The organism is Synechocystis sp. PCC 7339 (genome assembly GCF_019924095.1).
Taxonomy (GTDB): domain Bacteria; phylum Cyanobacteriota; class Cyanobacteriia; order Cyanobacteriales; family Microcystaceae; genus Synechocystis.
On the sequence record NZ_CP063659.1, the window covers coordinates 2075169 to 2100208 of the forward strand.

Below are 25040 nucleotides of genomic sequence, written 5' to 3' on the forward strand. Positions count from 1 at the left end.
CAAACATAAGTAAAAATTCACCGAAAAGTAAAATGCCTGCTCTATCAGTGGACATCAGAGAGAATAGTCAAGACCTATGAAGGCGGTCAAACCTCGATTAGAAAAGTAGCAAAGCAGTTTCAAGTGAGCAAAACAACGGTACAGGATTTGCTTAAACTAAAACGAGAAACGGGACAAGTTTGTCCAAAAGCTCCAAGTGGAGGGAAACCTAGTCAGCTGATGGGGAGAGAAGAGCAGGGTATAGCAATGGTGGCAGAACATCCCGATTATACTCTTTCAGAATACTGTGAGCTATGGCTAGAAAGAACTGGTATTAAAATTAGCGAATCTACCATGTGTCGCTTCTTACAAACCCTGAGATTAACACGAAAAAAAACAAAAAGGAATCGCAAAGCTAGCTCAGAAGAAGTTCAACAAGAAAGGAATATTGGCATTTAATTGTGAAAGAGAAACCTGAAAATTTAGTATTTCTTGACTAAATGGGCATCTTACTGGGAATTATGCGAGATATGCCGAGAAGTCTTATGGGAACTAGAGCCTATGACTTTGATTCTGTCTACAGGGGCACCCGTCTCAACTATGCAGGAGCGATGAGTTTGTTGGGGATTTTATGCTTAAAATTATTACCTAAATCTATGAATGGAGAACTGTTCATAGATTTTGTCAAAGAAGAACTCATCCCACAACTCTGGGAAGGTGCTGTCGTTGTTATGGACAATCTCAATGCTCATAAAGTTCAAGGAGTCAAAGAAATGATCGAAGCGTCAGGAGCCAAGGTGATTTATTTACCACGCTACTCCCCAGATTTTAATCCCATTGAACATTTTTGGTGGGAACTCAAGGCTTTTATTCGGAGATTTAGACCTCAAGACAAAGAATCTGTTGAAAACTTAGCAGCAATCGGCATTATCTTAAATTCTACCACAATTAGACGGAACTATTTTACTCATTGTTGCTACTATTACACTTAGACGCCAAATCCGCCGTATTAAAAAGTATTACAAAAAAACAACACTTTGCACGATCACTATTTTTGTACTCACTTGCATGAAGTTCTTGATCTTCGTTTAGACTGAAGTTAGGTAAGTGTTTTGTGGAGTAAAGCCGAACAATTGGCTCCCAGACTCAGGAAAGAGCGCTAGTTATGGGAGACAACTCTGATTTAGACGATCACCTAGAATAGGAAACTGAAAGCGGTAATGGAGCCTGAAAAGTCCTAAGAGTTTTCCTCTGGGGATTTATTTGCTGAAAAAACCTGATTTAATCATTTATTTTCAAATTATCTCGTTAAACTTTGCTAACTTCATTTTTTTTGCCCCTACGTCGTTGCTCCTCCGTTTTATGGGGAGGATTACTCCTTAGCACATTGATGTTAAGCAGTTGTGCGCCCCCCGATCCCCTAGAACAACGCAGTCAAGCTCCACCCCCCAAGGAAGAAAGTAGTCTTACCCTCAATAACGCCACCCTAGAACAGGCCAACGCGAAAGGGCAAACGGTCTGGAAAATTCAGGTGGAGGAAGCTCGCTATAGCGTTGATGGCAAGAATGCCACTTTGGTCAATGTGAAGGGGGATTTTTATGAGGATGGCAAAGTAGTGCTCCAAGTGAAAGCGGATAAGGGGGAAATTATTGAAGACGGCAAAGCCCTATTCCTGCGAGAGAACATTGTTGCCCTTGATCCCCGTAATAAGGCTGTGTTGCGGGCTCAGGAAGTGGAATGGCAAACCGAATCTAGCATTCTTACCGCTCGACAAAACCTGAAGGGGGAACACCCTGATTTGACCGTAACCGCCAAAGAGGGACGCTATGAAACGAAGGAAGAAAAGTTAATTGTTTCCGGCGATGTGGTAGCAGTAACCGAGCACAATACCAAAGACCAAAATCAGCCCAAAGATCCCCGTCGCTTGGAACTCAAAACCGACAGAATAACCTGGGAAATTAAAAACAACCGGGTTTTTGGGGATCGCCCGTTGACCCTAGTGCGCTTTGTGGATCAAACTGCCACCGACGAAGTCAAAAGCGACCAGGCAGAATTGTTACTGAAACAGCAGTTGGTACATTTGGCAGGCTTAAATCAGTTTAAATCCGTTGAACCACCATTACAAATTGCCGCTGAGCCCATTAGTTGGTACTATCTAACTCGTTTTGTGACCACCGATAAGCCGATCAGTATTGTGGATTATAAGCAACAAATTACAGTGCGGGGTAACCGGGGAGCCGTCAATCTGGCCGTCGGGATAGCCAAACTAGAACAAGGCACTAATACCACAAGCCAAGAACAACAATCCCAACTGTATGCCGATGAGTTAACTTACAATTTTGGTCCCCAAACGTTGCAGGCTAAGGGCAACATTATTTACGAGCAACAGAAGGGAGTGAAATTTAACCTCACTGGGGATGTGGCCCAGGGTTCTTTACCTGACAATAATGTGGTGGTAACTAGTACTAGCTCGGAAAGGGTGGTGACAGAGATTTTTCCCAATCAGTGAGAGCCTGTTTGTAAAGTCTGATTTCCCCCCTCTAGCCCTAAATTTCTTCACTAAAGCTCCGGCAATACTGGAGGACTTTGACTCTGTTTCCCCGCAAATTTGGGGGGTCATGGGGGCTTTTCAAACACGCTCTAAAGCAAGGTATTCATTAAGCAAATCGCAAAGTTTGCAACTCTAAAAACCAAAAATATCTAACTGTTTGGCCCTATCTTCCGCTGTTTCAAGATCCCCCTGACTAGCCATAACTTTACCTCGATTACCCTTACGTAAACCGACGGCGATTTTACTATATTTTTCAATCTGGGCCATCACCTGCCGGGCCCTAGTAATAACTGAACTAGGTAACCCCGCCAGCCGTCCCGCTTCAATGCCATAGGATTTATCCGCTCCCCCCGGTGTCACTTGGTGCAAAAAGATAATTTCCTCTGGCAATTCTTTAACAGTAACTTGAAAATTGGCCACATTTTCTAACAAAGAAGCCAACTCGTTTAGCTCATGGTAATGGGTAGCAAAAATTGTCCGGGCCTGGATTTCTCCGGCCAAATATTCCGCCACTGACCAGGCGATCGCCAAACCGTCAAAGGTAGCGGTACCCCGACCAATTTCATCTAGTAACACCAAAGATTTTGCGGTGGCATGGTTGAGAATATTGGCAGTTTCATTCATTTCCACCATAAAAGTAGATTGCCCTGTGGCCAAATCATCCACTGCCCCCACCCTGGTAAAAATACGGTCACAAATGCTCAGAGTAGCGGCTTTCGCAGGAATAAAACTGCCGGTTTGGGCCATTAATTGAATTAATCCCACTTGGCGCAGGTAACAACTTTTTCCACTGGCGTTGGGCCCGGTTAAGATGACCAAATCAGGATGCCAATGCTCATGGCCCAATTGGGTATCGTTAGCGACAAAAAATCCGGCTCCAAGGGATTGTTCCACCACCGGATGGCGACCTGCCTTAATATCGATTAAACCTGATTCGGTCTGCATAGTGGGACGGCAATAGCCCTGGTAAACTGCCACCTCGGCCAGCCCCGCCAACACATCGATCGCCGCTACGGCCTTGGCCACATCCCGAATTGGTTGGGCTTTTTCCGCCACTGCGCCCCGCACTTCGCTAAAAATTTCATATTCCAATTGATTCAAGTCAGCCTGGGCGGTGAGAATACGAGTTTCTCGCTCCTTCAATTCCGGTGTGATATACCTTTCTTCGTTGACTAAGGTTTGTTTGCGAATGTAATTTTCTGGAGCCTGTTCCGATTTACTGCGGGGTAAACTTAAGTAATAACCAAAGGCTTTGTTATAACCAACTTTTAAATTGGCAATGCCAGTTTTTTCCCGTTCTGTTACTTCTAAGTTAGCTAACCATTGATTATCATCTTCTAAACTTTGACGCATTTCATCCAAAGTTGGATTAACGCCACTGCGAATTAAGTTGCCTTCCCGGATATGTAAGGGGGGATTTTCCACAATATGAGCTAGAACATATTTGCCCAATTCTTCCAACTCCGGCGGTACTGTTTGTAAAGCTTTTAAATAGGGGCTATGGCCTTCCTGGGCCAATGCAGCTAAATCGGTCAACCGCACCAACGAAGAGGCTAAGCCATACACATCCCTGGCACTGGCGGTGTTCGCCCCAATTCTGCCCGTCAATCGTTCCAGGTCGTAAATCTGCCGGAGTAATTGCCGCAAATCCTGACGCAAAGCGGGGTGATGGTACAACTCTTGGATGGTGTCCTGGCGAGCTTGGATACCCTTGAGATCCAATAAAGGTTGCAATAGCCAACGCCGCAAAGCCCGACTGCCCATGGTGGTGCTGGTACGATCCAAAGCCCAGAGCAGGGAGCCGTGGAAACTGCCATCCCGCACGGTTTGATTAATTTCCAAGTTGCGCCGGGTCTGGTGGTCTAACACCAGAAAATCCGTTAGCCCATAGGTCTTTAATGGTTGAATGGGCACCACATGGGCCTTTTGGGTATCTTCGATGTATTCCAGCAATCCCCCCGCCGCCCGAATTGCTAGGGGTAAAGCGTCACAACCCATGCCTTCCAGAGATTTGACCCGAAAAGTAGTCAATAACCGTTGTTTTGCTTCCACTAAAGAAAAGGGAGTTTGGGAGCGGAGGGAATAGCAAAAACTGGTGGGCAATTGTTTGGGAATATGTTCTGAAGGTTCCCCTGGGCGCAAAATATTACGAATATCGGGGGCAGAGGTGGGAATAAGCACTTCCGACGGTTGCAGCCGCAGCAATTCCACTGCGAGGTCATCCAAATTACTAGACTGGCAAGTGAAAAATTCCCCGGTGGAGATATCAGCGTGGGCTAGGCCCCATTTGTCTTCCACCATGGCGATCGCCGCCAGGAAATTATTGCGCTTGGCGGGGAGCATACTGTCATCGGTCAGGGTGCCGGGGGTGAGCAACTTCGTCACTTGCCGTTCCACCATGCGTTTTTCTGCCTGGGCTTCTGCGGCATCTTCCACCTGGTCACAGATGGCCACGGCGTAGCCCTTTTCCACCAACTGGCGGGCGTAGCGTTCTAGGGCGTGGTGGGGCACCCCAGTCATAGCGACCCGGCCAATTTCTTTGCCCCCTTCTTTGCTAGTTAAAATTAGTTCCAATTCCCTGGCAATGATGACCGCATCCTGGAAAAAACACTCGAAAAAATCCCCTACCCGGTAGAGCAACAATGCCCCTTGATACTGTTCCTTCACCTCCGTGTAGTGCTGGAACATCGGCGTCAACTTCTGGCGATCGAGGGTGCGATAGTCCCGTTGGGGTTCTTTAACAGTGCCGAGGATGGGAGTATTAGTCATGGCCAGAGGATGGAGTCAGCGGCTTCCCATTCTGACACCCTCTCCCCACCGACAGCAAGATCCAACCAATGGCGATCGCCAACTCCAGTCATTATGGCCCTTCAAATTAATAACAACACCGTGTTCGCTATCATCCCAGCACTCGCCTATCGCTAGAGTGTGGGGCTTCTCGTTCACTTAAGCTAACCGAAAGAAAAGCTGTCCCCCCTTTGAACCTTGAGCAAACTCTTTGGGTCTAAACTCCCGTAACCGCCAAAGAGGTAGGTTTTGTTGGTTAAGCCCTTAGTCAATCCAGCGGTGGGGGAAAATGAAACTAGCATTATCCAGCAAAGTCAGCAGGGTGATGCCGAAGCCTTTCGTCAACTTTATCGTCGGTACCAAGCTAAAGTTCGTTCCACCCTTTATCAACTTTGTGGACAGCATCAACTCGATGACCTAGTTCAGGAGGTATTTTTCAAGGTGTGGAAAGGATTGCCCAAACTCCGCAATCACAATTTTTTTGCCACCTGGCTTTATCGCATTACTTGGAACGTGGCCCAGGATGCCCGCAAACAATTAGGGCGATCCCGCCAACGGATTCATCAACCAAGTTCTGCTTTAGCTGACAACGAAGGGGAAATATCTCTGCAATTGTCTCGGCCAGAGGATAGCCCTGATCTGTTGCAACTCCACTACCAGGATTTAGTGCAACAGGGCTTGGCTACCCTCAGCTTTGAGCATCGCACTGTGTTGGTGCTCCACGATCTGGAGGATTTGCCCCAAAAGACCATTGCGGAGGTACTCAATTTGCCTGGGGGCACTATCAAATCCCGTCTATTCTATGCCCGGCGGGCCATGCGGGAATTCTTGCAACAACAGGGAGTTCAAGATGTCTTTTAATTCATTTAACGCCGACCAGGAGGGCAAACTGAAGCATTTTTTGCAGGCCCATCGTCCTGGGGTTCCCGCCCCATCACCGCAATTGGAAAACCAAATTTTGCGACGGATGAAGCAATGTCCCCGCCGGTCTTTCGTTCCTGGTTTTTCTTGGCAATGGCTGGGGGGAGGAGTTCTACTCGTTGGCCTAGTGGGGGCAGGACTCTTCGGTTGGCGATCGCCAATGCAAACGGCCCGGGAACCTGACATGGCCGAACTAGAAGCCTTTCTCCAGGAAAGTTGGTCGGGGGCTATTTATCCCGACAGAGGTAACAGCTTGGGGGCCATGGACAACCCTAGCCAGGAATGGTGGTTACTGACCGATTCCCCAGGGGAATAGAAGTATTTTTTGCCATTTTTATCTCTTCAGTGAATTTTTTGAGGAACCTGATCACCATGAAAAACATTATTATTGCTGGTCTGCTGACCAGTTTAGCCTGTACTCTGACCGCTGTTCCCGCCATGGCCCAAAACCAAAATTTAGATTTACATTGGCAAAGTAGTGATGAAACTGAACAATTGATCAGCCAATGGGGCTGGGGCAATAAAAGGGGAGGCCAAGGCCAATGGATGCAATCCCTCAATTTGACCGATAGCCAAAAACAGCAGCTAGAAGCTATTCGTCAAAAGTACCAGGGGCAAATGCAATCCCTATCTGAACAATTACGCACTGGCCAAAACGAGTTACGCACCCTGATGGCCGGCAATGGCAGTGACAGTCAAATTAGGGCCAAACATAGTCAAGTAGCCAATTTGCGCCAACAACTGGGGGAACTGCGCTTCAACAGCATGCTAGAAAGTCGTCAAGTGCTAACCCCGGAACAACGGCAAAAGTTCTCCGAATTAATGCAGGAACGTCGCAACAATCGTCAGGGGCGCCGGGGCGTGGGCAGTCAACAATAATTAATGGGTATTAATCGGTATCTATGGCTACTTGACCAACTGATAGCGCCGTTTAAATTCCCGTTGTTGCTGATTGTGGTTCACTATGGGTTCAGGATAATTGACCGATCGCCTTTCCATGGGGGTGAGTTTACCGGTTAACAGATCCCCTGTGTCGAAGCGGGCTAACTGAGGTAACCAAGTGCGGATATATTCCCCCTCCGGGTCAAATTTTTGGGCTTGGGTATAGGGGTTAAAAATCCGCAGGGGTTTGGGGTCCATGCCACTAGAAGCACTCCATTGCCAGCCCCCATTGTTGGCCGCTAGGTCACCGTCATAGAGGGTCTGCATAAAATACAATTCCCCCCATTGCCAATTGAGAATCAAATCCTTGGTTAGAAAACTGGCCACAATCATCCGACAGCGGTTGTGCATCCAGCCGGTTTGGTTTAACTGGGCCATGGCCGCATCAATGATGGGGTAACCAGTCTCCCCAGCGCACCAAGCTTGGAAATGGTTTTGGTTTTCCTCCCAGGGAAATTCCTGAAACGGCGATCGGTAGGGGCCCTGGGCTAGGCCGGGAAAACTGTAAAGGCAATGTTGGTAAAATTCCCTCCAAGCTAGTTCCTGTTGCCAGGTTTCAATGCTGGCACGGGCTTCCTCACTGCGACTTTGATCCCAAACTGCCAAAGTGGCTTGCCAGAGGGTTCTGGGAGAAATAACACCAAATTTGAGGGCGGCGCTCAGTTGGGAGGTGCCATCGAGGGCAGGGAAGTTGCGGGTTTGTTGATATTCCTCTAGGACATTGGCCACAAACCAAGCCAATCTTTCCTCAGCCGCCTCTTCCCCCGGTGCCAATGGGAGGGGGTTTTCCCAGCTAAAACCCAAATCTGTTAGTCGGGGTATGGCATGGGGCCCCAGGGGGTCTAATTTTTCCTGTTCTGCCGCACTTAAACCCTGTAGATCCTTGGGTGTGGACACCGGACTTGCTTTGGGTAACTGACGCCAATTTTTCCAAAAGGGAGTGTAAACCGTGTAGGCATTCCCCGCTTGGGTGAGCACTTCCCCAGGATGATGCATGAGTTGATCCCATTCCGTGGCGATCGCCAACCCCTGTTCCCGCAGGGCCTGGGCGACCTGTAAATCCCGCTGTTGGGCGTAGGGTTCCGTATCCAAAGTCCAGACAACGCTGTGGGCTCCCAAGGTAGCGGCCACTTGGGGCAATAACTGCACCGGATCTGCGTGAAAAATCAACAGTTGACTACCGAGACGTTGGTAATGATCCTGTAAAGACTGTAGGCAACCGAGTAGGTAAGCCACCCGGGCCGGAGCTATATCTTCAGCTTGAAGAATTTTGTTATCCAGACAAAAGACCCCGACAATTTTGGCTGTTTTTTGACGGGCCTTGGCCAAAGCCAAATGGTCATGGAGACGTAAATCCCGACGGTGCCACAGCAAAATTAGGGGATGGTCAGACATGGGCAACAAAATCAACTGCTTCCCCATTGTGCCGTTTTCCCTGATTTGTTACTAGGCAGGGGGACTCAAATGGTTTTTCCAGAGAATTAGAGCATCTTCTCTGTCGGGATAGTAACCTTTGCGACGTCCGGCCAACTGAAAGCCAAATTGATGGTAGAGGTCTATGGCAACCTGGTTGGATGCCCTAACTTCCAAGGTAGCCCGTTCTAATTGTCGGTGCGTCGCTGTGGCCAAAAGGGACTGGAGAAGGATTTTTCCCAATCCCTGCCGCCGATGGGCCTGGGCGACGGCCAACAGGGTAATGTGGGCTTCCTCTAAAATTTGCCAAAAAGCCCCCATGGCCACCAAGTCTCCCCCGGTCATTAAACGAATTCCCAGCAGAACGCTGTTATCGCTATCCCATTCGCGCTCATAACCCCCTAGAGTCAACATTCCCCCCAAACACTGCTGGTCTAACTGGGCAAAATGGGGCAGGTCTTCTCGATGGGGCCAAAATAGATCGTATTTAGGGCAGAGAAGGGAAACCATTAGGTTGCTACCTGCTCTTGCAGTTTTAATTCCAATTCTTTCAATTGTTGCCGTTGGGTTTCCAGTTCAATTTGCCGCTTGGTCAAATCTAGATTTTTGGCGGCCATTTCCTGACGCCAGGCTTCTACCCTCCTCTTTTCCTGTTTTACTAAAGAAGCAAGGGCTTGATCTGGAGTGAAACCATTGGCGGTGGGGACAATTTCCAAAATTTCCAGTAGCCAGTCCAGCCCATCCCGAATTTGTTCTACTTGCTGGTCGGCATCGGTTTGAACCAACACTAAAGACCCCTCAGTCCAATGGTCTGGGTTGCCCAGGGGCAGGGTAAAGTTGCCCCTTTGCCAACACTGATGATTCTGGCAACTGGCCAAAACCGTTAGTTGATGACAATTTTCCTGCTGGTCAATGGTAATTTGGGCGAGGTGTAACATTATTTTCCCAGGCTCGGGCCCATAGCCTTATTCTCCACAGTTTAAGCCATTGTTTGCTCAAGCTATGGTGGGGTTTACCGAAATTAAACTCTAGGGGCGCACTAGTTCCTTCGGCACGGTAGAAGTGCTCTGGGGATTGGAGGTATCGGTGATGAGTCGGGCCCCCCGGCCTCTGGTGAAATAATTCCAGCCCCATTGCAACATGACAATTAGTTTATTGTCGAATTCAATCAGGTAATAAACGTGGGCCCAAACCCAGATCATCCACGCTACTAAGCCGGTAAATTGGGCAAAGCCAAGGTCAACCACTGCTTTATTCTGACCAATCACCGCCAAACTACCGTAATCCAGATAACGAAAAGGGGTAGTCTCTCGATGCTGTAAACGATCGCCAATGAGCTTGGCCAGATAGGCCGCTTCCTGCATGGCAACGGGGGCCACACCGGGCAGGGGTTGATCACCTTGGTGGGAATAATTAGCCAAATCCCCCAGGACAAAGATATTGTCAAAACTGGCCACACTCAAATCAGGGTTGACCACCACCCGACCGGCCCGGTCTAACTCGGCCCCAGCGCGATCGCTAATGATTTTGCCGAGGCCGGAAGCCCTTACCCCAGCGGCCCAGAGCACCGTTTTTGCCACAATGGTTTCACTTTGGCCATTGTTATGTATCGTCACCTGTTCCGGGTTAATGTCCGTTACCATTCTTTCGGTTAACACCGTTACCCCCAGGTCTTCCAAATCCCGTTGGGCCCGGGCTGACAGTTGGGGTTTGTAGGGGGGCAGCACCCGATCAACTCCTTCAATCAGCAAAATTTTTGCTTGTCTAGTGTCAATGCGGTGGAAATTATCCTTGAGGGAACTGTGGGCAATTTCGGCGATCGCCCCCGCCAATTCAACTCCAGTGGGCCCCGCCCCGACAATGACAAAGGTTAACCAAGCCTGTTGCTTTTCTGAGTTACTTTCCTTTTCCGCTGCTTCAAAGGCCGCAAAAATCCGTTGGCGCATGGTCAAAGCATCTTCAATGGTTTTTAACCCCGGTGCCAGGGCGGCCCAATGGTCATTGCCAAAGTAATGATGACTTACCCCAGTGGCCACCACCAGCCAGTCGTAGGGGATAGGAGCATGGCCTTTCAGCACCACTTTTTGTTGGTCGGGGTCAATGTCGATGGCCTTATCCATCAACACGCGAATATTTTTTTGACCCTTCAGCACTCCCCGCAACGGGGAAGCAATGTCCGCCGGGGAAAGACTGCCGGTGGCCACCTGATATAACAAAGGTTGAAATAGATGGAAGTTCCGCTTGTCGATCAGGGTGATATCTACTGGCGATCGCCGTAAATTTTTTGCAGTGTAAAGACCGGCAAAGCCGCCCCCGACAATAACCACATGGGGACGACGGGGAGAGGTGGAGGCATTCATAGCAACGGCAAAAATATTACGATTTGTTAATGTTAATCATTTTCCTGGGGCTTACCAGTAATGGTTGTTACAAAGATTTTGATTATTGTTGGGCAAACCCTGACGTTAGAGCGTGTTTCAAAAGTTGAGTTTTGACTGTTTAATCCCCCCTAGCCCCCCTTGGGAAGGGGAAAAATGTTACAAAAGTCCCCCTTCTAAGCCGGATCTTTAGTGAGGAAATTTAAGGAGATACATACCTAGCCTTGCACTTTTCAAACACTTTCTTAAATTCAGTTTAATGATTTTGCTTTCGGCAATAAAATTACGACCAATACTCCATGACAAAAGTTTTTTAATAACAGACAAAAATGATCAACTTTTGTCTGGGATATTTCTCGGAGGAATGGGATTGCCTCGATAAAAAGACTGTTTAAATTTGCCCAGCCCAGCCCAGAGAGCAAAAGCTAAGCCAGTCACCACTGTTAGTCCTAATCCCAGGAAAAAATTGGGGGCCAAGCCTAAACTAACTACAGGTAAAACCACCAGACAGATAATGGCGATCGCCAGGCTCCCGGTTTGAATTTTTTCAATGTTAGCAAGGGCGTTACGGCAACTATGGCAATGTTTGGTGTGAGAATGGTAACGATCCATCAATTGTTCTACCGATTGGCGATCTGGTAAAGAACTTTCCCCAAAGGGTTTAACTTGATACTGTTCAATCCAACGATGAAATTCCGCCACAAATAGATCGGCTTTAGTGGGCAGATAACAAGCTTTTTCATAGTTTGGTGATCCTCCCTTGCTTTGCACAAACCTTTCTTGGAAATGGAGAAAAATCTGGTCATCTTCTAGCACTCGATTCTGCCCTAAGTGGGAATACCAACGAGGGGTTAAACCAATCACTAAGCGGGGAAATTTACTAGGAAATTTGAAAGGAAAACGAGCAAATAAACGACATTCCCCTGGGCGCATGGGGGTAGCATAAACTACCGTTAAAGTCCGACCAAATTGCTTTGAAGTTAGATCGTGCCACATCAATCCTGGGGCAATGAAAGTGGTGGTTTGTTTGCCTAAAGTACCTTTTCTCGGGCCCTCTTCCCAAGCGCCGATAAAGCCTTGGCGCGCCGCGCAGCGGATCTCTGCGAGATCGCCGTGGACAATCTCCAAATCCACCGGGCTGACATTACTACGTTTACCCACGGTTTTATGGTGGGTGTAGGGAATATGGCTCGAATCCAACACATTTTCCATCAGGGTAAAGGCATCGTAGGGCAAATCCCGAAAGGTGTTGAGACAAACCCATTCAGACTGGTCTTCATCCAACACGTCCACCAAGGGGAGAGCAACTTTTTCCGCTTGATCAGTTTCCCCCGGAAAAGCAAAGAGCAAACCTTGGGCTACTTGGGTTGGCAGGGAACGCACACAGGCTCGTTTACTGGTGTGGGCTTGGCCGTCCGCATATTGTTGGGGGATGGCTTGACATTGACCTGACCCGGCAAAAGTCCAACCGTGGTAGGGACATTCCAACTGTCCAGCTTCGTTTATGCGGCCTTCCGACAGTGGAGCTAAACGGTGGGGGCATTGATCGGCGTAAACCCGCCATTGTTGGGCACTTTCCTCCCACCAAATCACCAAATCCTCCCCCAACAGAGTAAAACGACTTGGTTTGTGTTTGTCCAAATCCTCTTCATAGGCCAGGGGATACCACACTACCCGACAGTCAAATTTGCTTTGGTCCAAGCCCCCAGCAGGTAAGGACTCAGCGACACTTTGATCTTGACTGGGGGAAGTTAACAGACTGGTCATAGTAAAATTAATGGGGTTCCAGGACGGGGAATAGCCATTACCCGGGGTGGACTATTAAGAATTGTAACGATTATTGATGACCTTTGGCCCCCAACAAAAAACGATCGCCTCCCGAAAAAGTTGAGCATGGCGATCGCTGTTATTGGAGTTATTAGTTCAGGAATTCCAAGCCATCGGGCAAGAAGGAATACCAGAATCCGGCTAGTATTCTACTCCCGTATTTCCAAAGGTTGGGGGTAAATTGGGCTCAAGCAGGGCAAGGAAATTTTTTCCACCATGGGGGTGAAACCCAGCCATTGTTGGGAAAGCTCTGCAAACTGCTGGGGGCAACCACTGACGGTGAAACGGGTGGCAATGGACATTTCCGAATTCCGCAATCCCATCACTTCCAACTCTTGCCGGGCCGCCTTGACCACATGGCTAGCCGGATCCACTAGCCGGATATGGGAAGGCAAAATTTGCTGGAAGACAGGGGTTAAATGACGGTAATGGGTACAACCAAATACCAGGGTGTCAATGTCCGCATCTAAGAGAGGTTGTAGGTAACCCTTGGCCACCTCTAGGGTGTAGGGGTCATGGAGGCGGTTTTGCTCAATGAGGGGGACAAATTCTGGACATCCCATCTGCCAAACCAAGGCATCGGGGTTGACTTCGTGGATAGCATGGCGATAGGCGTTACTGGCCGCCGTAGCCGGGGTGGAAATAACACCGATGCGCCGACCTTGACGCACTGCCGCCCTGGCCCCAGGGAGGATCACTCCCAAAATTGGCATATTAAATTCCTGTTGTACGGTTTCCAGGGCCAAAGCAGAACTGGTGTTGCAGGCCATGATTACCATTTTCACTTCCTCTTCTGTCATCCAAGTGAGGATTTCCCGGACATATTGGAGGATAACTTGCGGGGATCTGTTGCCGTAAGGTAGCCGTGCGGTATCGCCAAAATAAAGAATTGATTCTTTAGGTAATTGTCGATACAGCTCACGTAGAACGGTTAACCCACCCACACCACTATCAAAAACGCCAATTCGGCTACGCTGGGGCTCACGCATTTTATATGGGACTATACCTGTTAATTAAGGAAAGATGCTTGTCATTGAAACACGAATAATAGATGAAGTAAATAGGTTTTAGTTACCATATCCTTCATATAAGTCAAGTTTCTCTGAATTTGAATTCTATGGACGGACAAGACTTATCTTTGTTGCAGATACTCCAAAACTCCCCTGGCGATCGCCTGGGCCATCTGTTGTTGAAAAGCAGGATTAGTCAGTTTGTAATTGTCTTCACTGCCGGTGACAAAGCCCATTTCCACTAGAGTAGAGGGCATACGGGAATTACGCAAAACGTAGAATCGCGCCTGGCGCACCCGGCGATCGCGCACATTCAGAGAATTGATCACATTGCGGTGGATAGCCTGGGATAGGCTCGCATTGCCGTGGTAGTAAATTTCAAAGCCATTGACATCGGGACGGCCCATCCCCATGGAATTGGCATGGATACTGACAAACAAATCAGCCCCGGCTCGGTTAGCCATATCGGTGCGGCCTTGGAGGCTAATGAAATAATCTCCAGTGCGGGTCATTAACACCCGGACTCCCTGTTGTTCTAAATATTGCCGTACATACTGGGAAACAGACAAAACTACGTCTTTTTCTTGCACCCCCCTAATACCGATCGCCCCCGGATCTTTGCCCCCATGGCCGGGATCCACCACTACTAAACGACTGCCCCTGGGAATGGAGGGTAAATTTCCTGCGGGGGGACTGCTCCACTCTGGGGGGAAACTAGGGGCCGCATTAGCTGGGGGTGGCTGAACCGCAATGGGAACTTGATCTCCACCGGTTCCCCTCGGGGAAGAACTGGCGGATAAATTGCCCAAAGGCCGGCTGGCGGTGGCATCGGGGATCAATTCCAAGGCATAAAGACTGCCCCCAGAACGAAATAAACGGCCAAAACGACGACCAGTGTTGGGCTGAACCAAAATTAAAACTGAATCGTTCGTTTCCTGGCGAATATTGAGCTGATAAATGGGGCCCCCCGTGACCAATTCTGGACTTTGGAACTGGGGGGACAGTTGGGCCCGGTCTAAACGAATTTCGTAGTTACCGGTTAGACGATTGAAATTTCCCCTAGCACTAATCTGGCGATCGCCACGGATGATCAATTGGCTATCATCCCTGGTCACCTCAACGGCGGTGATATTGGCGAGATTACGGTTGGAAGCCTGACTCACAAGGCGATCATTGGAGCTTCTATTACCAGAAGAACTGGGGGAAGAATTAGATGTGTTATTACTGACCGGAACGGCCGCCGATCCAGGAGCTCGGTTAGAACTCCCGGACCGGTTAATCTGCTTTGGGAGCAGAACTACGCCTCCCCCTACCCGGCTATAGTAGGCATTCCAGCCTCCGCCACTGTCCGCTAGGGCCAGGGAAAGGCGGGGATTATTAGAATTGTCGGAAAACTTAATTTCTTCAACTCCGTATTCCCCCACGGGCAAAGATTGCCCCACCAAACTTTCCGGGAGCACCGCCCCAGCGAGTTCAAAGTTGACCGTGGATTGGCGGGCATTGGGTTGGATACGAATATTACTGTTGTCGCCGTTTTTATCCAGGCGGACAAATAATCCATTGCCGGTGATCTGTAAGTCTTGCTGACCGGTGCTGGAAGAGTTAGCTGCACTTAAATTCTGACTAGGCAGGGAAGAGCCGTCGGGATTGGGGGCGGGAGCGTTATTGTTGCTTGCGGGGGCCAGTTCTGGAGTAGGTAATTCCACCACCCACTGGGTCGGGGTGATGCCCCGGACTTTAACCTGTTGGGGATCAACGGTGTAGCCTGCTTCCAGTTCTATTACTACCCTGGTGGTGAAACTGTCCGGCTCCCCAATGCGAATTTCCCTCACCCTGCCGGATCCTGGTTGACGCACGGTCGGGCCACTCAGGGTGGTGCCGGGTAAGTCCACCACAATGCGGGTGGGATTGGGGATCAGTTGGGCGGTGGGTTGTACCCGGGAATTGGTGTAGAAAGTAAACCGATTCTGGGAAGCGTTGAAATTCCAGTTAACTAACTGCCCCGCCATGGCTGGCAGACTGGTTAACAAGACCGATAGAAAGGTAAGAGCAAAACCAGGCAATCTTGACATAGGGACTTCTCAACTCAATGAACCGCTGAACGAACCTTTTGTCTTCCCCCAGATGACCCATCCAGAGCATTGGGGTGGTAATAAGTCATTCAGCGGATTGTTAGGGGCCGCCGCCAACGGGAACATTAATCAAAACGGTGTGGCGTATAGTCTTGGGAGATAGTAACCGCAATACAGTTCCCAAAGCAAGCAAGCAGAGCCTTTCGGGCCCCAACCAGCTCTTTACTCCCCCAGCCACCATTGAGGCGATCGCCGGGGAAGGCAGTTTTTTTAGACGACGATCCCCTCAGGAAGGTTCATTTTTGAGCCAATCCCCCAGGGGGCGGGTAAGCCAATTCAAGCCCACTGTTAATTGATGCTTCCAAGTGGGAAAACGGTAGAGATAGACCAACCGGCGGGCCAACACAGCGGCTGGACCACTTAATTTGATGCCTAAACCGCTCAACACAGCGCCATCGGTGCCCAGGGCCAGCATTTCCCCTAGGGGTTGATAACGACAGGGCAGGAGGGGACGGCCGGTTAAGTTAGCCCAAATGTTCCAAGCACAATAGTCTGCCTGTTGGAATGCCCCCTGGGCCGTGGTGGGAATTAATTGACCGTTGGCATCCCGACCTTCGGCCCCATCCCCCAAGGCAAAAATGTTAGTTTTTCCTTCCACCTGCAGTTGGGCATTGGTTTTAAGCTGACCTTGGTGGTTATGGGGCAGGGCTAAATTACGGATGAGGGGGGAAACGGTGGTGCCCACAGTCCAAAGCACCAAATCCACTGGAATTACATCTTCCTGTTCCCGGAACTGGAGGGTGACATCGGTGGCGGTGATGGCGGTGACGGTGGTTTCCGTATCTACCCAAATGCCCTTGGCGGAGAGACTGGCCTGGGCCTGCTGACGATTGAATTCTGGGGACATGGCTAAAATTTCTTGGCCCCGTTCGATAATGCGGATGCGGCCCCGAGTCCCCAGGCGATCGCCGAGCTTGGCTGCCAATTCCACCCCACTGTAGCCCCCACCGACAATGGCCACCCGGATTTTTTCGGTATCGGACTGTTCCAGCAATTTTAATTTTTGCTTGAGTTTATAGGCATCTTCCAGGGTGCGAAACGATAAACCATAATCCTTTAACCCCGGCAAATTGGGTAGGGGTGTTTGGCCCCCCAGGGCAATGACTAACTGATCAAACGCTAAATTTTCCGAACCCCTGTCCTGGTCATTTAACATCACTTTCTGGCGGTCAAAATCAATGGCCGTCACTTCTGCCTGGCGAAAAACTACCCCTGATTCCGCCAACAGTTCCACAAAGGGGGGAGCAATTTCCCAAGTTTGCATTTCCTCCGTCACCAATTCATAGAGAAAAGGAGCAAACAAAAACCGGTCCCGTTGATCGACGAGGACAATTTCCGGTGGAGTATGCCCTTCCCAGGGCAGTTGACTGAGGCGCAGGGCGGTATAAAGGCCGCCAAATCCTCCCCCTAAAATACAAATCCGTGGTCGAGCGTCCGTCATAATCTCTAGCCAGTGGTGAGGGCTTGTTACGTTTCTTAATCAAATTGCTCCTATTCTAGCCGTTTGAGCATGGCGGCGCGGGCTTGCTGGGCGAGGCGGTCTTCCAGGGGCGCTAACTGTACTTGCTTTTGATACTTTTTCTCCAGGGCTGTGCGGATCAACCAGTCAGCTAAAAAGGGATTTTTCGGCAACAGGGGGCCATGGGAGTAGGTGGCGATCGCCTTTTGGTGGAAGGCCCCTTCAAAACCATCTTCGCCGTTGTTGCCATAGCCGGTTTTAACTTTACCCAGGGGAGCAACCGTTTGGAGGTAGGTACGGCCACCGTGGTTTTCAAAGCCGATCACAATGGGAATTTCCCCGGTCATGGCCTGCAATTCCTGCCGGAGGGGTTCAGCGGTAATTTCAAACACCACGTTCCCAATACACCGTTTCGCTTCGGGTCCTGGATGTTTACTGACCATATCCAGCAGTCCCAAACCCTGAATTCTTTGTCCCAGGGCAGGTTCGTAATAGTGCCCCAGCAGTTGGGGAGAGCCGCAGGTGAAGACTCCGGGAATGCCGCCGTCTAGTTGATTTTTTAGGGCCTCTGCCTTAGCGCCCTGCAAGTCCCGCATGACAATTTCCTGTTGGCGATCCTGGGCCCCGCCCCCCACAATTACGTCGGCTTGGAGAAATAGTGCCGCATCGCTGGTTTGTTCCAAGGGCAGAATTTTCACGGGGATCTGCCGCCATTGACAACGACGTTGGATGCAAATGACATTGCCCCGATCGCCGTAGGTGCTCATGAGTTTGGGATAAAGCCAGCCGATTGTTAATTCCATACTTTATTTAGTGGGACAGATCAATTCCGGGGAGCAAAACAGAGTTTGGTGTAAATCTTGGTGCCACTGACTACAATGGTCGAGAAAATCTTCCCATTTTTCCTAGGCATTTTCGATGTTGCCGTTGATTTTACCCGCTCTCCTTTCCCTTTCCCTCACTGCCCAGCCTTTGAACCCTCACCCCAATCCCATGGTTGCTTCCATTAATTACACTGACCTCAGCTTTGAACAGGCCATTGCCCATAGCCAGGAACTATTGCTAGAAATTGCGGCAAATAACCTCAGTGACCAGGAAATGACCACGGCGATCGCCAATTTGGTGGCCACGGAAAACGGAGCCCGGGGTTTTTTCGTCACTTTTCTCACTGCCCAAAATTTTCCCCTGGCGGATCAACCAACCCCAGCTTTGTTAACAGCCCTTAGTTCCTCTCCGGCGATCGTGGGGGAATTGTTGGTGAAAAATTTGGCCATGGCCACCGCCACAGCAATTCTCCATCAAAGAGCGGGGGACGGGGAGGCAGCCCAGGGTTCCCAGCAGGTGGCCCAACGGACTCAGACTTTAATTAATGAACTATCCTTACCAGGCTTGCCAGAAAAATTAACCGAGTTGGAAGAAAGTTTGGACGGATCAGGGCCCTACGAAGCCTTTTTGCAACGGTGGAACTATGACCAAGAACAAAGGGAAGCTATCCGCCAGGCGATCGCCCAGGTTGAATAGTTACCCCAGAAAGTAGGTCGAGGCCAGGGTTAGCACTGCGGAAAGTTATCTTCCCCGACTGATTTATATGATTGGGAAAAATCGGAAAATTTCTCCTTCAGGGGTTGACAATCTCCGGCACAACTGATGTAATGGTAAAAGTCTGAAAAACCTGGGTCTGTAGTTCAATTGGTTAGAGCACCGCCCTGTCACGGCGGAAGTTGCGGGTTCGAGCCCCGTCAGACCCGTTAAAAGAGAGTAATAGCAACCCTTCAACGAGCCTCCCTAAGCTCCCCGACTATTTTGCTTTCGGTTTCCAATCTTTGATATTCCAAGTGGGACGATCCCAGGGAGTTAACTGCACCCCATCCAGGCGATCGCCTACCCCCACAACACTGGCCCGATGCACCAGGGGCACCAGAATATAATCATCCACTAATAAATCGTTCATTTGAATGAATAATTGCTGGCGTTTTTCCGGATCTAACTCGGCCACCGCTGTTTGCCAGAGTTGGTCATATTCTTCGCTACAGTAACGCCCATAATTATCCCCACTCCATCGGTTTTCAGCGGTGGGAATGGCTTCACAGGTAAAGGTCTGCATATATTTACTCGGATCAGGATTGGTGTTGCCCGTGGTGAACATGGACAAATCCCCCTGAAATCGCTCCAAAGTATCGGGATTGGCCGGATCACCGGAAAAGAACACACTGGGGTCAATGCTTTTTAGTTCTACCCCCACTCCGATCGCCTGGAGAGTTTGTTTAATGACCTGTTGGGTCTTTTGCCGCAGGGGATTAACGCTGGTTTGGAATACCATTTGCAACTCAATGCCATCCTTGTCCCGAATACCGTTGCCGTTGCTGTCCTTCCAGCCCGCTTGGTCAAGTAATTGCTGAGCTTCGGTGGGATTAAATTGGAAACTCGTATTTTGAGAAGCGTACTGCTGGGGCAACAGCAAAACATTGGCTGTAGGTTGGCCAGTCACACCATAAAGTTGTTTGGCAATTAAATCCCGGTCAATGCCTAACGTAATCGCCTTTCTCACTAGGGGATCCTGCAAAAAGGGATGGGGAAACTTCACTGAGGAGCGATCGCCATTGGTGCGGGCAGGGTCCGGGTCACTAAGATTGAAAATCACCCGTTCACTCAAACTGCCTAAATCTGCCACAATTTCCCCTTTGCCGCCCTGGGCCAAGGACTGGAGAATATTGTCCTCCACCTGTAAATTGAGAGCAAAATCCGCATCCCCCGTTTGTAGTACAGCCCGGGCCGCAGAGGTAGCATCTCCCCCACCCTTAATTTCCACCTGTTGAAAGCCAACGTTTTCCCGGTCTCGATAATGGGGATTAACTTCATACAACACCACATCCCCTGGCTTAAAACTGGTGACCCGATAGGGCCCGGTACCAATAGGCAAAAGATTGGCCGGTGCCTGCCGCGCCTTCTCTCCGACAAAATCTTTATAAATATGCTGGGGCAGAATCATCCCTTCACTGCCCACAAAGGGCAAAAACCAAGCGGGGTTGGGTTCCTTAAAGGTTACTTTGACTGTATTTTTATCTAACGCTTCCACCTTGGCGATCGCCTCATAGGTGCCGGTGCTGGTGGCCCCAGTTTTGGGATCGCTGAGAAACTTGTAAGTAAAAACCACATCTTCTGCTGAGAAGGGTTGCCCGTCAGACCAGAGCACATCGGGCTTTAACTTCCAAGTAACCGATATACCATCCGCCGCCACGCCGCTATTTTCTACGCTGGGAATTTCCGCCGCTAAAAATGGGACCAGGTTGCCTTCGTGGTCGAAGCTGGCCAAGGGTTCTAGGGCAATGCGACTGGCCTCCGCATCCTTAAAGCCCGTAGCCAAATGGGGATTCAAAATCGTGGGAGCCTGCCAAGAAAGGATTTTCAGCGTTTCTTGACGATTCTGCTGAGAGCTCCCATTGCCGACATTGGGGTCACCACAGGCAAATAGCAGTAAGGGCAACAGTCCCCCCATCAGCTTCTGATAGGAACGGGATTTAAAAGCGGCGGGAAGATTTAGCAACACAGGCAACAAGGATAATCAAGGCTTAATTTCGCTAGATTGTCCCCTGATTAGAGTCTGTTTGCAAAGTTTTCACCTTTGATTTGCTTCCTTCGGATCAAACTCTGGTTAATTTTTGCCCCTAGCGGTCTTGGTAGCCCATGCCATTGGCCTCCGCATAGCGCTCCATGAAACGGATAAAGCGTTCCCAATGATCATTTTTAATTAAATCAAAACTGCACTGGGCACCCCGGAGTTCATCCCCTTCGTCCCCACCAAAAATAAATTTTACTGACGATGGTTCAATTTCCATGGCCCCCTCTTCATCAGCAAGGCGTAGATGACCGTTGAATCTTTGGGTAAAGCTTTGGAATCTTTCGATCGCCTGGAGACGTTCAAAGGTCATTACCACTGTGCGGGCGCCCGTAGTGGCGTTACGTCGTAGGCTAACATTGCTGAGTTCTTCGGGGAGATCGGCAAAAAATTCAATAGTGGGGGTAAGGGTCATCATGGTTAATAAAGGAATGGCATTGCTTTGATCCTAACAACTCTCACCACAGCTTGTCAGGATAATTGAACTAATAAAATTCCTTGGCAAGACCTTATGGGGCTCTGCAATGTCACCTTCACCAAGCCAGAGAAAAAACTACGTCAGGAATATTGTCTCCGCTGTAGTTCAGGAGTTAACCTTGCCCGATCGCCAAGGAAGCCATAGATTAAAAGGGTGTTAATTTTTATCACTTATCGGAACTTTTTCATGGGTGTGCTACTGGCTGTGTTGCTATCGGGGATGGTTTGGTTTGCCGCCTTACCAGGCTTTGAACAAATTTTTGCTGGCTCCACACCGGAAAACCTAGGGGTCACGAGCGGACAATTAGCTCCCTGTCCTGACACGCCCAATTGTGTGAACAGTCAAATTAGTGGTGATTCAGTTCACGCCATTGAGCCCCTCCATTACCAAGGAGATTTGGCCGATGCCCGTAATTTGTTAACGGAAATTTTGGGGGTAGTGCCCGGTACCACCATTATGGAAACCCAAGATAATTACATCCGAGCCGAATCCCGTAGTCGTTTGATGGGTTTTGTTGATGATCTGGAATTTTATTTCCCTGGCGATCGCCCTACGATTGAAGTCCGTTCCGCATCCCGGTTGGGAGAATCGGATTTGGGGGTTAACCGCCGCCGTTTAGAGCAAATCCGTTTGGCCTTGGCGGATTTAGAGCAAGGTAATTAGAACATTTTCCAAAAACTAATCAGCGCAATTCTCACAGACCCCATGGACGGTAATTTCATAACGTTCCGCCTTTAGGCCCGGTCTGAGTTTACCAAGATCCACTGCCGGTAACTCCTCCCAATCCACATCCTCAATCGCCCCGCAATGACGGCAACAAAAATGATGGTGGGGCTCCACGTTGGCATCGTAGCGACAAACCCCTTCTTCTAATAGAACTTCGCGGATCAAACCCACCGACTGCAGAGCTTTGAGGGAACTGTACACCGTGGCTTGGGAAGAAGTGGGGGCGGCTTGGTTAAGGTCAAATAACAACTGTTCCGCACTGGGATGATCCCGACGTTGGAGTAGATTGGCATAGACCCCGTAGCGCTGGGGCGTAACCCGCAGACCTCGCTCCTTCAGCGTTTGAATAATTTCTTCTCTGGTTAAGGGCATACCGTTCCTCCTGACATCGTCTGCCAACATCGGTGCAGCACGTTTATCTGTTTGCCGTTGATAGGCAAGTCCCGCTGGGCAAACCATCAGCCTTGACTACTACACCAAATAATCCGCACTGTTTCGCTATAGTCTATCTAGCTTAACATTTTCTGGAAAGAGTATTAGATAAGACAATTATAAAAAAAATATTAATTTTTAAGCTTGACTTATTTTTATCTCAGAACTATTCTGAGAAAAGAGGGAAGGCATTGATGACAAATGCTCCATCCCCTCACAAAAATTTAGTCGTTTAGATAGCCAGAGGTAACCATGACCCCCGAACAAGTTCCCAGTGTAGTGTTCAAAACCCGTGTCCGTGACGAATCCGTACCTGGTCCTAATCCCTACCGTTGGGAAGACAAAACCACTGAACAAATCTTTGGTGGCAAAAAGGTTGTGCTTTTCTCCCTGCCCGGTGCCTTCACTCCCACCTGTTCTTCCAATCACTTGCCCCGCTACGAGCAGTTGTTTGAAGAATTCCAAGCTTTGGGAGTAGATGACATCATCTGTCTATCTGTTAACGATGCCTTTGTTATGTTCCAATGGGGCAAACAAATTGGTGCCGACAAAGTCAAACTGCTTCCCGACGGCAACGGTGAATTTACCCGCAAAATGGGCATGCTAGTAGAAAAATCTAACCTTGGTTTCGGCATGCGCTCCTGGCGTTATTCCATGTTTGTCAACGATGGCAAGATTGAAAAAATGTTTATCGAGCCTGAGTTCGGCGACAACTGCCCTGTGGATCCCTTTGAATGTTCCGACGCTGACACTATGTTGGCTTACCTCAAAGGGTCTGAAGCTCCTGGGGTTTCTGAACCCGTTAAAGCCTTTGTCGGCTAAGCGGTCTGAGAGCCTGTTTTAAAAGTCCCCCTGCCCCCCCCCATTTGGGGGGAAACTGAATAAAAGTCCTCCAGTATTGCCGGAGCTTTAATGAGTAGGTTGAGGGGAGAGAATAAAACTTTCTAAACACGTTCTGAGCATCTTGGTTAATTACTTGACCAAAACCTGACGAGTTAAAACCAAGCAGTGTTGTCCCCCAGGATGGCACTGTTTTTCGTTCAAGTTTTCCCTACCCAACGCTGCATACACTGCCCGTTTGCTCACTCGAACTGAGACTTTGATGTTTACATACAGTGCATCTAGGTAAACAATGGCATAAACCTCCTCTAATGGACGAGATTGCCAGGCTTTAACTTCCTCCGTTACTGAATCTGTCACTTCGCTAATCAAGCTGGCTGACACCTTTGCCCCATACAATTCCTCCAGTTCGGCACTTATGTCCCGAGTACTCATACCCCTGGCATACAACCCCAGAATTTTTTCGTCCGTTGATGTTTGGGCAGGCACTAACACTGGCTCAAAGCTACTTTCCCTGTCTCGAGGGATTGCTATTTCCATTTCACCCTGGTTTGATTGAACTGTTTTCTTTGAATAACCGTTCCGACTATTGCCCTTCCTTCTTCTTTCTGGTTATTCAGATGAGCATTCAGTTCCCCACTCAGGGCTCTCTATCAACCTTTTGGAGTCCTGACTCTCCCAGAATTTCTTCGGGGGTTTTATGCTCTTCTAGCAACTCATCTAGTAACACATCGACGCGATTCGGTTCTTGTTTTTTACGTACCATTGGGGTCTCCTTTTTTTGATTGGATTTTACTTCCCTTACGCAAAATTCTGTTCAGTCCCATTGTTAATGCTGATATCAAAAAGAATTCAAGCCATCCTTCAAAACCTGTTGCATTTAAGCTTCCGGTGAATAACATCCGCGCTATTAAGTCTTTTTGCGTTTTTCTTCTTCCTGCTACAAGATTTTCTTTTTTCTCCCTTTTCCCCTGCTTTTCTCCATATACTCTTTCTCCCTTTTTAGACCATCCATAAAGTGAGGATACAAATTCCTCAAAACCAGCTTTGTCTATGAATACTAGACTTTCAATACCGTATATTATAACTAACTGGCTGAAGATTTTTTGATATTCTGCTCGCTTTTGGGCATCTCTCTCTTGATAAAGTAACTGTTTTTTTCTAGTAATTTTCATTTTTTTGAATTGATAACAGAGTGAAGCAGGAGTTACACTAAATTTTTTAGCTCTTTCTTTTAGAAGCATATGCAGGATTGTTTTTCACATCCTCTTCCAATTTTTTTATGTTTATCTTACCTTGGCGGTTCTCAACTTTCGTTGCCGCAAGCTCTTCTCTGCCCAACCAGCGATAAATTGTTGCTCTGCCCACCTTAAATATTTTCGATGTCTTTGTGATTCCACCGCCACTCTCGATGAATTCTATGACCTTAATGCGTAAATTAAGATCGTAAGCCATGACTGATTTAGTTATTTATGAATTCTTATGTTATTCTTACAAAATGTTACCATAAAATCCCGACAAAACGTCTCATAATTAGTTAAATTAGCTA

Annotated in this window: 24 protein-coding genes, 1 tRNA gene and 1 pseudogene; 10 read left to right on the forward strand and 16 right to left on the reverse strand. The window is 48.8% G+C overall.

Annotated features, from left to right (window positions below; all coding sequences use genetic code 11):
* Nucleotides 1-63 precede the first annotated feature (63 nt).
* The 3 genes from IQE94_RS09835 (at nucleotide 64) to lptC (ending at nucleotide 2488) form a co-directional block, all read left to right on the forward strand.
* Nucleotides 64-438, forward strand: a complete 375-nt coding sequence (locus tag IQE94_RS09835; protein ID WP_223343217.1) for a transposase — start codon at nucleotides 64-66, stop codon at nucleotides 436-438.
* Nucleotides 439-479: 41 nt separating this feature from the next.
* Nucleotides 480-971, forward strand: a complete 492-nt coding sequence (locus tag IQE94_RS09840) for a transposase (protein ID WP_370630468.1) — start codon at nucleotides 480-482, stop codon at nucleotides 969-971.
* Between the two features lie 323 nt (nucleotides 972-1294).
* Entirely contained in the window at nucleotides 1295-2488 is a 1194-nt protein-coding gene (gene lptC, locus IQE94_RS09845) for an LPS export ABC transporter periplasmic protein LptC (protein WP_223341824.1), read from the forward strand.
* 174 nt (nucleotides 2489-2662) lie between these two features.
* Here lptC and mutS read toward each other — a convergent pair whose 3' ends face one another.
* The gene (gene mutS / locus IQE94_RS09850) at nucleotides 2663-5299 is read right to left on the reverse strand and encodes a DNA mismatch repair protein MutS (RefSeq protein ID WP_223341825.1); all 2637 of its coding nucleotides are present in this window, start codon (nucleotides 5297-5299) and stop codon (nucleotides 2663-2665) included.
* A 318-nt stretch (nucleotides 5300-5617) separates the two neighbouring features.
* On the opposite strand from mutS, the gene IQE94_RS09855 reads away from it, so the two are divergent.
* From IQE94_RS09855 to IQE94_RS09865, 3 genes are read left to right on the forward strand one after another with little or no spacing between them, the layout of a single operon-like run.
* Nucleotides 5618-6178: a sigma-70 family RNA polymerase sigma factor gene (locus tag IQE94_RS09855; protein WP_249214047.1), complete on the forward strand. Its 561-nt coding sequence runs from the start codon at nucleotides 5618-5620 to the stop codon at nucleotides 6176-6178.
* Nucleotides 6168-6554: a hypothetical protein gene (locus IQE94_RS09860; protein ID WP_223341826.1), complete on the forward strand. Its 387-nt coding sequence runs from the start codon at nucleotides 6168-6170 to the stop codon at nucleotides 6552-6554. The genes IQE94_RS09855 and IQE94_RS09860 overlap by 11 nt, the downstream gene beginning before the upstream one ends.
* A gap of 56 nt (nucleotides 6555-6610) precedes the next feature.
* On the forward strand, nucleotides 6611-7117 hold the full coding sequence (locus IQE94_RS09865) for a Spy/CpxP family protein refolding chaperone (protein WP_223341827.1): 507 nt from the start codon (nucleotides 6611-6613) through the stop codon (nucleotides 7115-7117).
* Nucleotides 7118-7144: 27 nt separating this feature from the next.
* On the opposite strand, the gene IQE94_RS09870 is transcribed toward IQE94_RS09865, so the two are convergent.
* The 9 genes from IQE94_RS09870 to IQE94_RS09910 form a co-directional block, all read right to left on the reverse strand.
* Nucleotides 7145-8602 (reverse strand): FAD-binding domain-containing protein, encoded by a 1458-nt coding sequence (locus IQE94_RS09870; protein ID WP_223341828.1) that lies wholly within the window; start codon nucleotides 8600-8602, stop codon nucleotides 7145-7147.
* 24 nt (nucleotides 8603-8626) lie between these two features.
* Entirely contained in the window at nucleotides 8627-9103 is a 477-nt protein-coding gene (rimI, locus tag IQE94_RS09875) for a ribosomal protein S18-alanine N-acetyltransferase (protein WP_212717889.1), read from the reverse strand.
* On the reverse strand, nucleotides 9103-9531 hold the full coding sequence (locus tag IQE94_RS09880; RefSeq protein WP_212717891.1) for a hypothetical protein: 429 nt from the start codon (nucleotides 9529-9531) through the stop codon (nucleotides 9103-9105). The genes rimI and IQE94_RS09880 overlap by 1 nt, the downstream gene beginning before the upstream one ends.
* Nucleotides 9532-9621: 90 nt before the next feature.
* Nucleotides 9622-10953: an NAD(P)/FAD-dependent oxidoreductase gene (locus IQE94_RS09885; protein ID WP_212717893.1), complete on the reverse strand. Its 1332-nt coding sequence runs from the start codon at nucleotides 10951-10953 to the stop codon at nucleotides 9622-9624.
* 351 nt (nucleotides 10954-11304) lie between these two features.
* Nucleotides 11305-12738, reverse strand: a complete 1434-nt coding sequence (locus IQE94_RS09890) for a Rieske 2Fe-2S domain-containing protein (protein WP_212717895.1) — start codon at nucleotides 12736-12738, stop codon at nucleotides 11305-11307.
* A gap of 209 nt (nucleotides 12739-12947) precedes the next feature.
* Nucleotides 12948-13787: a glutamate racemase gene (murI, locus tag IQE94_RS09895; protein ID WP_212717897.1), complete on the reverse strand. Its 840-nt coding sequence runs from the start codon at nucleotides 13785-13787 to the stop codon at nucleotides 12948-12950.
* 143 nt (nucleotides 13788-13930) lie between these two features.
* Nucleotides 13931-15880 (reverse strand): N-acetylmuramoyl-L-alanine amidase, encoded by a 1950-nt coding sequence (locus tag IQE94_RS09900; RefSeq protein ID WP_212717898.1) that lies wholly within the window; start codon nucleotides 15878-15880, stop codon nucleotides 13931-13933.
* Between the two features lie 286 nt (nucleotides 15881-16166).
* Complete coding sequence (locus IQE94_RS09905; protein WP_223341829.1) at nucleotides 16167-17381, reverse strand: NAD(P)/FAD-dependent oxidoreductase; 1215 nt, start codon at nucleotides 17379-17381, stop codon at nucleotides 16167-16169.
* Nucleotides 17382-17431: 50 nt separating this feature from the next.
* Entirely contained in the window at nucleotides 17432-18202 is a 771-nt protein-coding gene (locus tag IQE94_RS09910; RefSeq protein WP_212717900.1) for a type 1 glutamine amidotransferase, read from the reverse strand.
* Nucleotides 18203-18317: 115 nt separating this feature from the next.
* Between IQE94_RS09910 and IQE94_RS09915 the strand changes: the two genes are divergently transcribed.
* Both IQE94_RS09915 and IQE94_RS09920 read left to right on the forward strand, forming a co-directional pair.
* Complete coding sequence (locus IQE94_RS09915; protein ID WP_223341830.1) at nucleotides 18318-18920, forward strand: hypothetical protein; 603 nt, start codon at nucleotides 18318-18320, stop codon at nucleotides 18918-18920.
* A gap of 153 nt (nucleotides 18921-19073) precedes the next feature.
* A tRNA-Asp gene (locus tag IQE94_RS09920) sits at nucleotides 19074-19147 on the forward strand.
* A gap of 50 nt (nucleotides 19148-19197) precedes the next feature.
* Here IQE94_RS09920 and IQE94_RS09925 read toward each other — a convergent pair.
* On the reverse strand, nucleotides 19198-20946 hold the full coding sequence (locus tag IQE94_RS09925; protein ID WP_223341831.1) for a peptide ABC transporter substrate-binding protein: 1749 nt from the start codon (nucleotides 20944-20946) through the stop codon (nucleotides 19198-19200).
* Between the two features lie 118 nt (nucleotides 20947-21064).
* A complete protein-coding gene (gene psb28 / locus IQE94_RS09930; protein WP_190595906.1) occupies nucleotides 21065-21433 on the reverse strand; it encodes a photosystem II reaction center protein Psb28 in 369 nt (122 codons plus the stop codon).
* Nucleotides 21434-21679: 246 nt separating this feature from the next.
* Here psb28 and IQE94_RS09935 point away from each other — a divergent pair, with 246 nt between their 5' ends.
* Entirely contained in the window at nucleotides 21680-22156 is a 477-nt protein-coding gene (locus IQE94_RS09935; protein ID WP_223341832.1) for a DUF1499 domain-containing protein, read from the forward strand.
* 15 nt (nucleotides 22157-22171) lie between these two features.
* On the opposite strand, the gene IQE94_RS09940 is transcribed toward IQE94_RS09935, so the two are convergent.
* On the reverse strand, nucleotides 22172-22591 hold the full coding sequence (locus tag IQE94_RS09940) for a Fur family transcriptional regulator (protein ID WP_194014014.1): 420 nt from the start codon (nucleotides 22589-22591) through the stop codon (nucleotides 22172-22174).
* 312 nt (nucleotides 22592-22903) lie between these two features.
* Between IQE94_RS09940 and IQE94_RS09945 the strand changes: the two genes are divergently transcribed.
* Nucleotides 22904-23473, forward strand: a complete 570-nt coding sequence (locus IQE94_RS09945) for a peroxiredoxin (protein WP_212717905.1) — start codon at nucleotides 22904-22906, stop codon at nucleotides 23471-23473.
* A 234-nt stretch (nucleotides 23474-23707) separates the two neighbouring features.
* Here IQE94_RS09945 and IQE94_RS09950 read toward each other — a convergent pair.
* From IQE94_RS09950 to IQE94_RS18630, 3 genes and pseudogenes are all read right to left on the reverse strand, one after another.
* A pseudogene (locus IQE94_RS09950) lies at nucleotides 23708-24257 on the reverse strand (transposase); the annotation flags it as partial.
* Nucleotides 24247-24735 carry an IS630 transposase-related protein gene (locus IQE94_RS09955; protein ID WP_212717907.1) on the reverse strand — a complete coding sequence of 163 codons (489 nt, stop codon included), beginning with the start codon at nucleotides 24733-24735 and terminating at the stop codon, nucleotides 24247-24249. The gene IQE94_RS09955 and the pseudogene IQE94_RS09950, both read right to left, overlap by 11 nt.
* Nucleotides 24713-24946, reverse strand: a complete 234-nt coding sequence (locus IQE94_RS18630; RefSeq protein ID WP_255611276.1) for a transposase — start codon at nucleotides 24944-24946, stop codon at nucleotides 24713-24715. The genes IQE94_RS09955 and IQE94_RS18630 overlap by 23 nt, the downstream gene beginning before the upstream one ends.
* Between the last annotated feature and the right edge of the window lie 94 nt (nucleotides 24947-25040).